General features: G+C 41.6%; 10 protein-coding genes. 4 read left to right on the forward strand and 6 right to left on the reverse strand.

Annotated features, from left to right (window positions below):
• Positions 1-632 precede the first annotated feature (632 nt).
• Positions 633-1223, forward strand: a complete 591-nt coding sequence (locus G466_RS0120025; protein ID WP_026815205.1) for a DUF4202 domain-containing protein — start codon at positions 633-635, stop codon at positions 1221-1223.
• 173 nt (positions 1224-1396) lie between these two features.
• Positions 1397-2359, forward strand: coding sequence for a D-2-hydroxyacid dehydrogenase (locus tag G466_RS0120030; RefSeq protein WP_026815206.1), 963 nt, complete (start codon positions 1397-1399; stop codon positions 2357-2359).
• Between the two features lie 199 nt (positions 2360-2558).
• Here G466_RS0120030 and G466_RS0120035 read toward each other — a convergent pair whose 3' ends face one another.
• From G466_RS0120035 to G466_RS0120065, 6 genes are all read right to left on the reverse strand, one after another.
• Complete coding sequence (locus tag G466_RS0120035) at positions 2559-3452, reverse strand: sugar phosphate isomerase/epimerase family protein (protein ID WP_026815207.1); 894 nt, start codon at positions 3450-3452, stop codon at positions 2559-2561.
• A gap of 1273 nt (positions 3453-4725) precedes the next feature.
• On the reverse strand, positions 4726-5517 hold the full coding sequence (locus G466_RS0120040; RefSeq protein ID WP_026815208.1) for an SDR family NAD(P)-dependent oxidoreductase: 792 nt from the start codon (positions 5515-5517) through the stop codon (positions 4726-4728).
• Complete coding sequence (locus G466_RS0120045; protein WP_026815209.1) at positions 5518-6543, reverse strand: zinc-binding dehydrogenase; 1026 nt, start codon at positions 6541-6543, stop codon at positions 5518-5520. It lies immediately after the preceding gene.
• A gap of 30 nt (positions 6544-6573) precedes the next feature.
• Complete coding sequence (locus tag G466_RS0120050; RefSeq protein WP_026815210.1) at positions 6574-7272, reverse strand: orotidine 5'-phosphate decarboxylase / HUMPS family protein; 699 nt, start codon at positions 7270-7272, stop codon at positions 6574-6576.
• Between the two features lie 204 nt (positions 7273-7476).
• Positions 7477-8616: a saccharopine dehydrogenase family protein gene (locus tag G466_RS0120055; RefSeq protein ID WP_034236261.1), complete on the reverse strand. Its 1140-nt coding sequence runs from the start codon at positions 8614-8616 to the stop codon at positions 7477-7479.
• A 1326-nt stretch (positions 8617-9942) separates the two neighbouring features.
• A complete protein-coding gene (locus tag G466_RS0120065; protein ID WP_026815213.1) occupies positions 9943-11826 on the reverse strand; it encodes a TonB-dependent receptor plug domain-containing protein in 1884 nt (627 codons plus the stop codon).
• Between the two features lie 84 nt (positions 11827-11910).
• Between G466_RS0120065 and G466_RS0120070 the strand changes: the two genes are divergently transcribed.
• A complete protein-coding gene (locus tag G466_RS0120070) occupies positions 11911-13386 on the forward strand; it encodes an aminotransferase-like domain-containing protein (RefSeq protein ID WP_026815214.1) in 1476 nt (491 codons plus the stop codon).
• A 414-nt stretch (positions 13387-13800) separates the two neighbouring features.
• Positions 13801-14808, forward strand: coding sequence for a zinc-binding alcohol dehydrogenase family protein (locus G466_RS0120075; protein WP_026815215.1), 1008 nt, complete (start codon positions 13801-13803; stop codon positions 14806-14808).

Genomic DNA, 14808 nt, shown 5'->3' on the forward strand with positions numbered 1-14808 from the left:
CGGAGGGATCTTTTATAGTATTAAGTAGTAAGTAGTAAGTAGTGAGATGTTAGTATTGAGAGCAGTTCAGTGATTAGTAACCAGTTTCGGTCAACTCATAGCTACCTGAGAATTGATTTTATGTCGGGCGTTCCCCTATCGGGTCGCTCTTTCCGCTGTATCTTTTTTGGTTATTACCCTGTAAGATGATTGTCTAGTTTTTCCGTAATTATCAACTAGACCTACAAGTTTTGAAAAACCTCGCAGGTCTTGGTGTCATCTTCCATCACTAGCCAAAAAAGGATGCCGCTGCAATAGCTAACGCGGCGTTCAGTGGACAAGATTTCAATTAACAATAACCAATTAGCAATAAACAGTTGGGTAGACCCCTGATTAATTAGGGTATGAATAAGGAATCTACAAAACAGGTTTATTCAAAAGTAAAAAACCGAATATTTGGTTAAAGCCACCTATCCCCATCTAATTTTATCCAATGGGCTAAAGCGCCGTAGCTATTCAAAAGCTTCCCCTCTAGCCCAACTTTCAAATTAACTCATTTCCAAATCTCCAAATTAAAACCCATTGTTACATTATTACATTGATGAATTTTCACATTAGCACATTTCTAAATAACTTTGAGAAAAATCAAAAACATGGTAGCAGAGGAAAAATTTACAAATGCAATTGAGCAGTTTGATGCTGCCAATAAGGAAGATCCAAATACCGAAGAATGGCAGGGTAAAAGCTATCCTAAGGAACTGCTGTATGCCATTAGAATGACGGAGAAACTGAATGGCTTTGCTCCCAATGCTTCGGAAGCCCTACAATTAGCAACCCGTTGCCAACATATCCAAAGATGGAAGATTCCAAGGGACACCTACGAAGAAGGTAGAAAAGGCTATTTAAAATGGCGACAAGACCTCCAGAAATTTCATGTAGACAAAGCTTCCGAGATTTTAAAAGAGGTAGGTTACGAGCAGGAAGTAATAGACCAAATAGCCTTTCTATTACAGAAAAAACAATTGCATAAAAATGAGGAAACCCAAACGCTGGAAGATGTCATCTGTTTGGTATTTCTAGAATATTACTTTGAGGACTTTGCAGCGAAGCACCCAGAGGAAAAGCAATTGGACGTACTGCGAAAAACCTGGCGCAAAATGTCGACCAAAGGGCATGATGCCGCCTTGCAACTCCCCTTGTCCCATCAAGCGAAAAAAACAATAACCAACGCCATAAAAGGATAATATCCAAGGATTGGAAACACCCCCAAAATCAGTGCGGTTTTTCGCAAAGATCAGGTGTTTCCAATATGTGTTATATTTGTAAATAGGCCTAGTAGTCGTGAGAAACACCCTTTTTTTGTAATTAATCTCCTTCTAGGCATATTTAATCTAATATCAATTATAATTTAATACATATGAAGATTGTTGTTTTGGATGGATATACACTTAATCCAGGTGATTTAAGCTGGGAAGGATTGGAAGCTTTGGGATCTTTGACCGTTTACGATAGAACCCCTTATGATTCCGAAAAAATTGTGGAAGCCATTGGCGATGCCACCATCGTTTTCACCAACAAAACGCCACTACCAAAAGAGGTGCTGGATAAAGTGCCTGCCGTAAAATATATTGGTGTTTTGGCTACGGGATTCAATATAGTGGATATAGAAGCTGCAAAATCCTTGGGAATGATAGTCACCAATGTCCCCACCTACGGAACAGCCGGAGTGGCACAAATGACTATGGCACTGTTGTTGGAAATGTGCCATCATGTGGGAGAACACAATCGCGCAGTAAAGGAGGGACAATGGGCTAATAGCAAGGATTTTTGCTTTTGGAATTACCCATTAGTCGCTTTAGAAGGCAAAACCATGGGGATTATCGGATACGGTAGTATCGGCCGGGCCACCGCCAAATTAGCAGAAGCTTTTGGAATGAAGATCTTAACTGCCGGAAGTCGGAAAAGACCAGAATTTGAAACAGAGAATATCAAACAGATAGAAATGGACGAACTTCTGCGTGAATCCGACGTAATAAGCCTTCACTGTCCCTTAATGCCCGAAACCGAAGGCATGATAAATACTGCCAATATTTCCAAAATGAAGGATGGGGTAATGTTGATTAACACCTCTCGCGGACCGTTAATTGTGGAAGAAGATCTAAAAACCGCCTTGGATAGTGGGAAAATAGCATTTGCTGCAGTGGATGTGGCCTCCCATGAGCCTATTAATGCCGACAGTCCGTTGCTGCAAGCAGAAAACTGTATTATCACCCCACATATTGCCTGGGCGCCTTTAGATTCTAGAATCAATCTTATGAATACTGCTGTGGAGAATTTGGAAGCATTTCTTAAAGACAGTCCTCAGAACGTAGTGAATTAAATTTTCACTCAATTATAATAAAAACGAAAACACCTTCTCTTGATTCCAAGGGAGGGTGTTTTTTATTATGGAGGGGTAGATAAATACCCCGAAACTTACCTCGCTAGTTTATGGTTAGAGTTGGAAAACGTATTCCGCAATGCTCCATGAGATTGTCCCACTTACCCTACCCTCGACTACGCTCAGGGTACAGTTTATTTTATTCAAAATCCGGCCAATATTCCTTTATTTTTTTCCTTACAAAAGTTACGCTACGTTCTAATTGGTCCATGCCATCTACACCATCCTCAATACTAATCCAACCATTGAATCCCACTCTTTTCAATTCCTTAAAAATAGCATCGTAATCGTTTAGTCCCTTTCCTATTTCACCGTGACTCAATCTTTTGGCATAGCCAGTAGCGCCGCCTTCTTCCTTTCGCAAATCTTCTATAGTCCCCTCTTTAAGATACCGATCACTGGCATGTATGGTGACCACTCGGTCCGAAACCCTATATAGTAGTTCCAACGGATCCTCGCCAGCCAGAAAAGTATTACTAGGGTCGTAATTCACTCCAAAATTAGGATGGTCTATACGGGATACCAGCTCGCAAAAAACATCCATTTGCTGGGCAAACTCGGGATACTCCCAAAAATCGTCCTTGTAATGGTTCTCTAGAATCAGGGTTATTCCTAACTTTTGTGCATGTGGTAAACATTGTTTTATACAGTCGGCCGCAAAAGTCACGCCTTCTTCCATGGTTAATTCGGGTCTACGTTGCCCAGACAACACCCGGCAATAAGAACCCCCTAAGGCATGGGTCATTTCTATCCAATGAATCTGTTTCTTGATTTCCGCTTCCCTAAAGTCCGCATCTGGATGGGTGAAATCTGGGGAGCAGCACAGCATGGGAATTACTTTTCCATGGCTTTCTACCTGTTCTCTAAAAACAGGCCAATTAGATTGATCTTTCATTTCCAAGAACCCGGCATACCATTCCAGTCCGTCAATATCCAACTTAACGGACAGATCTATCCACTCGGAAACCTTCATGGTTCCATCTTTACAAAGTTCTTGCATAAATGCTTTGGGGAATACGGCTAATTTTGGCAAAATAATATGGTTTTAAAAGGTTCATTAATTGCTTAAAAATAAGGTCTCGACTGCGCCTACCTCCGGTAAGTAAACCTACCTCCGGCAGGCAGGCTCTACTGGACATTCCTCCGCAAAACTCAGTCACCGTCAGGTGACTTCAGCTGCCGTCAGGCAATCTAAATTCTCATTATCTAACTCCGATCGAGTAAGCATCTCTATAATCAATAATAACATCAATTGGTAATTGGTTATTGTTAATAATTCACTGAAAAATCTGATCACTGATTACCGTTTACTGCACACTGAACACATTGTTTATGGCTCACTGAAAAAACTGATTACTGCCCACCGTTCACTGCTTACTGAACCTTTCTCAATACTAATTTTCATTGCCAACCCCCAATTGTGACTTCGGCTCCGCCTACCTCCGGCAGGTAAACTCAGTCACTATCGGAAAAATCGCCACCGTCAGGTGACTTCAGCTGCCGTCAGGCAATCTAAATTCTCATTATCTAACTCCGATCGAGTAAGCATCTCTATAATCAATAATAACATCAATTGGTAATTGGTTATTGTTAATAATTCACTGAAAAATCTGATCACTGATTACCGTTTACTGCACACTGAACACATTGTTTATGGCTCACTGAAAAAACTGATTACTGCCCACCGTTCACTGCTTACTGAACCTTTCTCAATACTAATTTTCATTGCCAACCCCCAATTGTGACTTCGGCTCCGCCTACCTCCGGCAGGTAAACTCAGTCACTAGCGGAAAAATCGCCACCGTCAGGTGACTTCAGCTGCCGTCAGGCAGGCTAATTTCCCATTATCTAACTCCGCCCGAGTAAGCATCTCCACATCCATTGGTAATTGTTTATTGTTCACTGAAAAAACTGATTACTGCCCACCGTTCACTGCTTACTGAACCTTTCTCAATACTAATTTTCATTGCCAACCCCCAATTGTGACTTCGGCTCCGCCTACCTCCGGCAGGTAAACTCAGTCACTAGCGGAAAAATCGCCACCGTCAGGTGACTTCAGCTGCCGTCAGGCAATCTAAATTCCCATTATCAAACGACGACCGAGTAAGCATCTCTATAATCAATAATAACATCAATTGGTAATTGGTTATTGTTAATAATTCACTGAAAAATCTGATCACTGATTACCGTTTACTGCACACTGAACACATCTCAATTCTCACTACTCATATCTCAATACTAATTCTCAATACTCACTACTCATATCTCAATACTACTTAATACTTTGTACTAAATACTTAATACTATTAATGCGACCCCTCCCAACTCTTGGGCAAATTCCGCCCTATCACCGGGAACTGTTCCAAATCCATTACTTGCGAACTTACCGGGCCACATTCGTCTGAAAGCCAATAAAGGCATGCAGTAGCAATTTCTTCGGGAGTGAAGATTCGTCCTGCAGGGGCAAAAATATCGGGGATATCCTTATACCAGTCGGACTTCATCCCTTGTTCTTTTTTATTTAAAATCTCTTTTTCAGTAAGCACCCAGCCAGGGTTAATCTGATTAACCCGTACTCCATAATCTCTGAACAGGCTATCACCCAAATTTCTGGTCATGGTCATCAACGCCCCTTTAGAAATACTATAAGCCAACAAATTGGGTTCCCCTCCCCAAGCATTAATAGAACCAATATTAAGCACACACCCCCGCACTTCGGATAAATGGGGCAAAGCAGCCTGAATTATCGCCAAAGGAGCAATCGAATTCACTGCCAGCATTCGCTCCATAAGGGGAATATCTGTGGTATTTATATTGGACGAACCAATAAATGCCGCATTATTAACCACTGCATCTAGTTTGCCATAAGTATTCAGCGCTTCTGCTACCAGTTTCTGCGGAGCCTGGGGATTGGTAATATCTATGGTGAAAGTGCTGGCGTTTTCTGCTCCTAACTCCTCCACAAGGGTCTTTCCCCGATCCTCCTCCAATCCGTTCACCATCACCTTAGCCCCTTCTGCAACACAGCGGCGGGCTATAGCGCGACCAATGCCTGTGTAGCCACCCGTTATTAGTATAATTTTTTCTTTTAATCTCATCTAATCAGGTCTTAAAACACTTTTAACTACGCTACCATTATGCATTTGTTCAAATGCCTCCCTCCACTCGGTTAGTTTCCATACCCCACCAATAATAGGTTTTACATCCAATTGGCCCGAAGCCAATAGCGAAAGTACTTTTTCCCAAATAGGCCAATTATGGCTAAAGCTTCCCTGCAGCGTCACATTTTTTTGCACCAAGGGATCCAAAGAAAAGTTTAAGGGCTGTGGCCCCCATCCTACTTTGGTAATATGTCCATTAGGTCTAACTAATTGTAAAGCAATCTTAAGGGTGGCACTCGCCCCAGCAGCGTCTATTATACAATCGGCTCCCAAACCGTCTTTTTTAAGGGCCCATGCCGACGCGTCCCCAATAATGCCTTCACAACCATATTGTTTGGCAATCTCCAATCTTCCTCGATCGGATTCCAGTCCTATAATTGCTACTTCGGCACCACATAAGCGGGCCATGGCAGCACAAAGGATACCGATAGTCCCTGGCCCTAAAACCACTACCCGATCTCCGGGTTTTATGGGCGAATTCACTACTACGGCATTATAGGCCACGGAGCAGGGCTCAGTAAGACAGGCTTGTTCAAAAGGAAGGTTGTCGGGCACCTTATGAAGACAACGAGCAGGTACCTTTACAAAGCGCGTCATGGCCCCATTTACCCCATAACCAAATCCTTTTCTGGTGGGATCTAGGTTATAAAGCCCCTGTTTGCACATGGGATTATTGCTATTTATCACCGCTGCGGTCTCGCTCACTACCCTGTCTCCCTCCTTCCAATCTTTTACCCTACTGCCTAGTGCTACAATATGGCCCCCAAATTCGTGCCCCAACACTACGGGATAATTCACGGGCCAACTATGGTCGGCAGTCCATTGGTGCAAGTCGCTGCCACAGACCCCTACGTTGGCTACTTCCAACAGCACATCTTCTTCCCCAATTTCTGGCTTGGCGACTTCCCTAATTTCTACACTTCCCTTTTCTGGGGCATAGTTTACAACTCCGATCGACTTCATAATGGTATTTGTATCAAATCTGATTACTAGTTATTTTGAGACCTTCCCATAGGCATGGATTTTCTCACATATTAATCGCAAGGAAGTTTCCAGATCTCCATCGGCTGTTTTAAAAGAATCGGCATCAATGGTCAGCGGAGCTCCTAAAACTACCATAGGCGCACCGAATTCCGGGCAGCGTATGGCCTGCTCTAAACTGAGTCCGCCTACCGCTTGCACCGGAACGTTTACTGCATTTACCACTTCTCTTAATTGATCTAATGGGCTGGGCATTTTTAATCCTTGTGCGGCAATGCCTCGGCGTTCATCATACCCTATATGGTGAATAACATAATCGCATCCCAATTCTTCCAGCAGTTTTGCTCCTTCTACCATATCTGGACATCCAAGATTGTCCCCCATTACTTTTACGCCATAATCTTTGCCCGCCTGTACTACAACCTTGATGGTCTCTATATGTGCCCTAGCCATTACTACAACGTGTGTAGCGCCAGCTTTGGCCATCATTTCTGCTTCTAAATAGCCTCCGTCCATGGTTTTTAGATCGGCCACAATCGGAATACCCGGAAAGGCTTCCCTTAGCTTCCTTACCCCGTGCAGGCCTTCTGCCAAAATAAGCGGTGTCCCCGCTTCCAGCCAATCTACTCCGGCTCGTAAGGCCATAGCGGCAGTTTCTAAAGCTTCATCAATATTGGTAAGGTCAAGGGAAATTTGTACAATAGGTTTCATGTTGGTGGTATAATTAGTTACAATAGAATGTCTGGATTAATAGTTCCTCTTAAAAATGTTATAAGAAATACAGGAACCATCTCAGTCATAAAGGTAATTAATCATCCTATACATATTTGATCAATTAGTTAGTCAATCTTACCCTTTTTAGGTCGTTTTCTTTATGAAAATGGTGAATTCTGAGATTTTTAGCCATTATTTTTATTATTTAACCTCCCCATAAACAGGAGTTACAAACTTCCCGTTCAGAAAGGGTAACGGGTCTAGCTGACTTTGCAGAATCAATCCTTTTGAGATAGAAGTCAATAAATGATAAGCGGCCTGTACCATGGGTACTGCGGTGGTGGTCTGAATTGCTTTTAGGGTATGTTTCCCTACTTTTTGCGGGTAGATTTTCTTGGCTATTTCCTTTCTTCTAAGAATTCCCTTGGCATCCTTCCCTTCTACGGCGGCATAGAGTACAATTTGATCGTCCTTTATATGGGGAATTGCAGCACCCATTATCCGTTGCAAGGTGGCTATTGTATCATCATCCTTTTCCATACCCTTAATGTGTTGGTCTATCCACGCATAATGGCCGGGATGTCTCAAGGTTTTATAATCTAAATTCCCTACTTTTCCTTCCAACGCATGGGGCAGATCGGCAGCACCGCCGGAAGTAAGGTCTTCCTCATAGGCAATTCCGTCTATAATAATAGTGGCCCTTTCCGAGAGGGACGGACGCTGTTTTATTTTATAGTTCCGCAATGTTTCGGCTTCTTTAATATACTCTGTAGCCACGCCAACCGGACTCCAGGTAAAACCATAATAATGAGGCGCTACGGCATGGTGCGTTAAAGCCCCTACCTTAAACTCCAAGGAATCTACCTTTTCCACCTTGTTGTCCTTACAAAACTCCAAAAACAGATGATGCGCCAATAAATCGATATATCCTGGTGCCAAACCAGATTGAAGTATAAATCCCGTTTCCGCATCCTTGGCGAGTGCCATAATCTCCTTAGTTTCGGCCACGTACTCCGTTAGGTTAACGTAGTGCATGCCATACGCTGTGGCATAGCCTGCCATTCTAGGGGCCAAACTCCCCGGAAGACAGTCTAGCAGAATATCGCCCTCTCTGAAGACCGACTCCATTTCACTGGTAGTATCATTTTCTGAAAGCAGAAATGCCTTCACCTCGCAGGGTTTGGTGACCCCATCTTTAATCCATTGAGCCACCTGTTGGGCTTTGTCCAAGGTTCGGTTTCCAATAAACAGCTGTGGAGCATCCTCTCCCCACTCCGCTATAATAAGCCCCACCGCACTAGCAATCCCACCAGCGCCGGCAATTACGATTTTATGTCCCATAGTAGTTGATATTTAGTATAGAAAGATACCAAATTTATTGAAGGTAGATGTGGGTAATGAAATATGAGTATTGAGATTGGGTCAGTGATCAGTAACCGGTGAACAGTTAAATCAGTAGTGAGTCCAATCCACGGGCCGGCCAGAGAACACGAATATTAGCTAACATAAGTTTGGGTGATTTTATTGTGGTATACTGTTTAAGAGGCGAAGCAAAACTTCCTTATCCGCAGAATAATGGACCAAAGCTTCGAGAGCAGGAGCGGAGGAACGTAGCGACGCGGAGTTTGGCCCATGGTTTTTCGACCTCGTTGTCGAAAAAATTCATCGGAGATGGCGCCTTTTTCTTTGTTTCGTTTCTTTTGGGCGAGCAAAAGAAACCGACGAAGGAGGTTCATGAATACCTTTAAAAAGGAAATAGAAAGCAATGAACTAAATGAAAGCAAGTAGGTTAGAGAAATTGATAAAAAGCACTTATGATTCAATTACAAAACTAACAACATAATGCATACCCAATATATGCTTAGATATTACCCTAAAAAACTGAAATATGAAATAATAAACACTTCAAAACCAATTCTTTATAGGTTTTATTACATGATAGATTGGGTCAGTAGTCTGTTCAATTAACAATAACCAATTAGCAATAACCAGTGTTCAGGAATTAGTAAACAGACGTCTGTCAAGCTCTATAAACAATAACCAATTAGCAATAAACAATTGGGTAGGCCCTTTATAAATCAAGGGATGAGTAAAACCTACAAAGCGCTTAGTCAGTTCGAATGAACGATAGTGAAGAGAACTACGGGAACAGTGGTCAGTAATCGGTGAACAGTAAAATCAGTAGTGAGTAGTGATCAGTAAAAAGTAATCAGTAGTCTGTTCAATTAGCAATAAACAATTGGGTAGGCCATTTATGAATCAAGGGATGAGTAAAACCTACAAAGCGCTTAGTCAGTTCGAATGAACGATAGTGAAGAGAAATCGCACAAGTAGCTAACTCCATTACCCTAGCATATGTGATTTCTCAATCGTTGCGAAGAGCAACTCATTTCGAAATGACATTTACATCTAACCTTAACCAATTAGCAATAAACAAAATGTAAGCCCCTTATTAATTAGGAGAGGATTAAAGAATCTACAAAGCGGGTTTAGTCAAAAAATAAAAGCCAACTATTTGCCTAATACCACCAATCCTCCGCTAGCGCGAGCATTTTGTTCGTGCCAGCATGAGGAGGCAGATATACTTTAAGTGGGATACGAACGTAAGGCTTGCCCGACAGCAAAGGCGGGCATGCACCAGCTAGGGAATCAAATTCTGGTCCGTCTTTAACCCTGTCCCCATTGATAGGTAACACCCAATCCAAACCAACGTGTGGGCATAGGTACGGCACCCGCTTCTTTGTAAGTGGCATTGAATAGGTTGGTTATCTCGGTGTATAAAAGGAAGTTTTGAACTTTGTAATTTAGGCGAACATCGGCAACGTTATAGGCATTGGCAAGTTCGCGCTGTAACCACCTGTTTTTAATATGAAATGAAAAGTCGTTGATACGATAATGAACACCTGCCACTAACTGATGTTTCAAAGACTCTAATATATATTTCGATTGAATTTCCGTTGAAGTCTCCATGGAAGGGCGCAAATAATTATAGCTCACCTGATATCCAAAAGATTGCTTCCCAGCCAATTCAAAGTCCTGCTGTACTCTTCCGTAAACGCCCTGCATGGTATTTTTCCCCAAATTAATTGGAGAATAAGGTGTTGAGGCATCTTCTCTTACCCAATCGATAAATTCAGAAATTTGGCGATAAAAATAACCGGTTTTCAACTGCAGGTTTCCATTTTGGTACTGAATATTCCCCTCATAGTTCCATGCGTTTTCAGGTTGAAGCAAGGCATTTCCAATATTCCCAGGTCGCTGATCAAGGTATAAGTCCGTGAACGAAGGGATGCGTTGCCCAGAACCCATACTCGCAGCTATTTTCCAGTGGTGATTGATAAGGTATGCCAAATCTAACCCTGGATACAGCTGATGGCCAAAATCCGTGTTATAGTTGCCATATAGACCGATAGTTCCTCTTAGTTTTTCACTTAGAAAGCTTTTTAATTCTGCATATACACCGTGATTATCGCGCTCATGTTCACCAATATTTGAACTGTTAATTTTTTCTAATCGGGACTCCCAACCAAAACCAAAAGTTCCTATTCCTGTTTTAAGGCTACTATTCAATTCAAGCATCAGCGCGTTGGTATAGTGTATAGACCGCCCTCTACTTAAATCATCTTTAAAATATCGGTAGTCATCTTCCCCATAGCGATCACTAATTCTAGGAGAAAGTGTAAAATCACCCCAAGTATGCTTAGAGGACAGACTAAAAACAGATGATTTTACATGTTCTTCCGAATTAATATCACCCGGAGCAGCATAAAACCCGTTGGCACCAAACTGGCTTTGAGCGTAGCCTGCCATTGCCTGAATGCTGTTATTTGCATTAAAATCATAATTTCCGCTATAAAAAAGACGCGTATTTTTTGATGCCGAATTGTAGCGCTGTCCGTTAGAGTTGCTTTGGGTCAATGAAAAAAGTTGACTCTGGTTATCAGATCCGTAAACTCCTGTAACCTCCGCTGCTCCGCCTCCGTAAATTCCTGCACCGTCACCTTCCTCCTTGCCTTTAAATGAACTTCCAGCCCTTATATCTGCAATTACAGTTGAGCGTTTGCTCTTTTTGGTAACAATATTAATAGCTCCAGTAAGGGCATTGATTCCATAAACCCGAGCTGCAGCACCTCTTATGACTTCAATATGATCTATGGCGCTTAAAGAAACAGGAATATTCATCATATTATGGGCAGTTTGGGAGTCTAACATTTTTACCCCGTTAATCAGCACCAAAGTTTGCTCCGAAGTTCCACCATCAATAGAAATATCGCTCTGTGTCCCAAACGGACCACGCTGCCGAATGTCCACACCACTTATAAAAGATAAAACCTCGTTGAGCGATTTCGCAGGAAGCGCCTGAATTTGCTTTTGGGTAATGACCTGAATATCCCGTGTGGACTCACTAAAAGGAGTTTGCAATCGGTTTCCCTGAATAATAACTTCATCCAATTCGTTAATTTCCAGGTCTGGATCGGTAAGGGTATTTTTTTGTTGCGAGAAGCTAGGTATGGCAGCTAATAGTATTAATGTCGCTAACAGTTTTTTCATAAATTATTCTTTAACCGTAGTATTTAAAATTGATGGCAAAGGTTTGGATTAAAATAGTATTTTTGGTAGTCCGAAATGTAAATAATGAGTAGTCCGGTTATAGTCCCTTTTAATTCCTTCATAAAAATAGATCGTCGCAAAAAAGAGGCGATCTATATGCAAATTGTTTATCAGTTTATTAATGCCGTAAAAAGCAACCTATTGGAAGATGATGACCGACTTCCTGGCAGTAGGAAAATTTCCGAAGAGCTTCAAGTACACAGAAAGACAATTGTAGCCGCTTTGTCAGAACTACAAGAACAAGGGTGGATAGAAACGCTACCAAACATTGGTTCTATCGTTAGAAACCCTGAGCTTTCCCCCACTCAAACCAAAAAAACCAAAGCTTTTCAGCATCCTCCAGAAAAGGCTGCCTTTCATTTCAAGAAGGATTTTATATTGGATACCCCGATAGAAAAAAAACAAGAAAAATTATATTTCACTGATGGCACGCCAGATTATCGCATTATTAAATCGGAGGAACTAGTTCGTTTTTACACTTCGGTAATTCGAAGAAAAAAACAATCAGGTCCCTTCTTAAATACCATAGATGACAGTCTGTTATTTAGGGACCAACTCAGTTATTATCTAAATTTAACCCGTGGCTTTCATTTGTCTAGAGATTTTCTGCTACCGGTAGCCGGATCGGAGCAGGTTCATTCCATTTTATCGCGTTTACTGATCAAAACAGGCGATATTGTTTTGGTGGAAGAGCTCAGTTACTTTTTACCCAATATGATTTATAGTCAAGCGGGGGCCAAAATGAAAACAATTCCGGTGGATGCGGACGGAATGAACATTGATTATATTCAAAACCATTATAAACCCGGCGAGATACGATTGGTTTATATCAACAGCTCATGCCAATATCCCACCTCCGTTCGTCTTTCCAAAAGGCGGAAAAAGCAATTGCTAGATTTGGCAGAAGCATACAATTTCATTGTAATTGAAGATGATAGGGATTTTGAATTTTCTATGATAAAAAACAAAAAAGAATCGCTGTTTAGAATAAACGGCAGCAATCGCATCATTTATGTTGGCACTTTCGGACGGTTTTTAAATCCCGGTTTTCAAATGAATTTTTTAATAGCTCCTAAAGACCTTTTGCAGGAAGCAGCAAAATACCTAAATATCTTTGGTAAACCAGATACAATGATGGAAAAAGCATTAAGAGAGCTCATTCACCAAGGAGACATTCATCGATACCAAAGAAAATCCAAAAAAGTAATCGCTGAGCGGAAAGAAATGTTTGCCCAACTACTCAACACGCATTTTAAGAACAACATTCTATTTACTATACCGCAAGCTGGTTTAGCTTTTTGGATTCGATTTAACACCTCATTTTCTTTGACGCAATTGCAAAAAAAAGCAGGAGAAAAAGGACTCTTTATTCCGAGTATTTGCCTCTATCAAAATCGATCGATAACCGCTCTAAGACTGGGATTTGCACATTTTAATCAGCAGGAAATGGAAGAAGCCGTGAAAGTCCTAGGTGAGGCTTATTGGGAAGTGGTTAAGTAGCTATTATCCGATGTTTAGAAATAATATTGCTGATTTTTTGAGTTTGAATTCCGCTTAGCCAAAACCTAAGGTTCGAGGCTTCATATCATTAATCCTTAGACTTCCTGTCTAGGCCTATTATAAATTACATGGATGGACTCCTCCACTAGCGCGAGCATCTTGCTCGTGGCAGAATGAGGTAGTAGATATAATTTACTTGGGATACGAGTGTGCCGCCCGTATGCCGACAAAGACAGGCCTGCCCGACGGCAAAGGCGGGCTCGCACACTGAGGTTAAAAAAAATCTCAATTCTCACATCTCAATACGCACTACTATTATATCATTTGTTTTGGTTAAATTAGACATCTCAAAACCGCATTAAATTTACAAGAACTGTTTAACAATAACCAACCTAGTAACACCAAATAAAAAACATGAAATACATAGTATGTGAAGAACCCGGTAACTTTCAATTAAAAGAAAAAGAGCCTCCAATAAGAAAGCCTGGGGACGCTCTTTTAAAAATCAACAGCGTAGGGATTTGTGGGACCGATCTACATGCCTATAGCGGAAATCAGCCTTTTTTTACCTATCCTAGAATATTAGGGCATGAACTGGCGGCTCAGGTACTTGAAATAGAAAACAACAGTAAGGGCATACAGGTTGGCGACAAAGTGGTGGTGATGCCTTATTTAAGTTGTGGCCATTGTATTGCCTGTAAAAACGGGAAAACCAACTGCTGTACCCAAATTCAGGTTCTGGGGATTCATACTGATGGAGGAATGCAAGAGCAAATCACTGTTCCTATATCCATTTTACTGCCCGCCAATAATTTAACCGACAATCAGATGGCTATTGTAGAACCATTGGCCATTGGTTCCCATGCCATTAAGAGGGCTCAACTAACTAAAGGTGAAACCATTGTGGTAGTAGGATGTGGTCCCATAGGAATCGGGATTATGAAATTGGCACAGCTGGAAGGTGCAAAAGTAATTGCAGTGGATATGAATGAGGACCGACTCCAATATGCAAAGGAAAAAATAGGAGTCGATTTTATTGTGAATGCCAATAATGACGCAATAAATCAGATTTCTGAATTTACAAATGGTGACCTGGCTACCGTAGTCTTTGATGCTACTGGTCACAAAGGAGCCTTGGAATTAGGCCCCTCTTATATGGCACATGGCGGACGCTATGTTTTAGTGGGACTCTCCAAAGGGGAACTCACCTTTAAACATCCTGAAATTCACGCTAAAGAAACTACCTTACTATGTAGTAGGAATGCCACGGTGGCCGACTTTGAATACGTTATTTCCATGATCGATCAGTTCCCTACTGAATCCTTCATTACCCATAGCGTACACTTTACAGAGATGAAAGAACACTTTAATAATTGGCTAGATCCTGCTGCTGGAGTTATAAAAGCGACAATCGAATTTTGA

The sequence above is a fragment of the Arenibacter certesii DSM 19833 genome, assembly GCF_000429545.1.
In the GTDB taxonomy this organism is placed as follows: Bacteria; Bacteroidota; Bacteroidia; order Flavobacteriales; family Flavobacteriaceae; genus Arenibacter; species Arenibacter certesii.

Coding starts and splice junctions, on each gene's coding strand:
- G466_RS0120065 (WP_026815213.1), bottom strand. CDS start 11,826: ATGAAAAAACTGTTAGCGACATTAATACTATTAGCTGCCATACCTAGC.
- G466_RS0120055 (WP_034236261.1), bottom strand. CDS start 8,616: ATGGGACATAAAATCGTAATTGCCGGCGCTGGTGGGATTGCTAGTGCG.
- G466_RS0120070 (WP_026815214.1), top strand. CDS start 11,911: ATGAGTAGTCCGGTTATAGTCCCTTTTAATTCCTTCATAAAAATAGAT.
- G466_RS0120025 (WP_026815205.1), top strand. CDS start 633: ATGGTAGCAGAGGAAAAATTTACAAATGCAATTGAGCAGTTTGATGCT.
- G466_RS0120075 (WP_026815215.1), top strand. CDS start 13,801: ATGAAATACATAGTATGTGAAGAACCCGGTAACTTTCAATTAAAAGAA.
- G466_RS0120050 (WP_026815210.1), bottom strand. CDS start 7,272: ATGAAACCTATTGTACAAATTTCCCTTGACCTTACCAATATTGATGAA.
- G466_RS0120040 (WP_026815208.1), bottom strand. CDS start 5,517: ATGAGATTAAAAGAAAAAATTATACTAATAACGGGTGGCTACACAGGC.
- G466_RS0120045 (WP_026815209.1), bottom strand. CDS start 6,543: ATGAAGTCGATCGGAGTTGTAAACTATGCCCCAGAAAAGGGAAGTGTA.
- G466_RS0120030 (WP_026815206.1), top strand. CDS start 1,397: ATGAAGATTGTTGTTTTGGATGGATATACACTTAATCCAGGTGATTTA.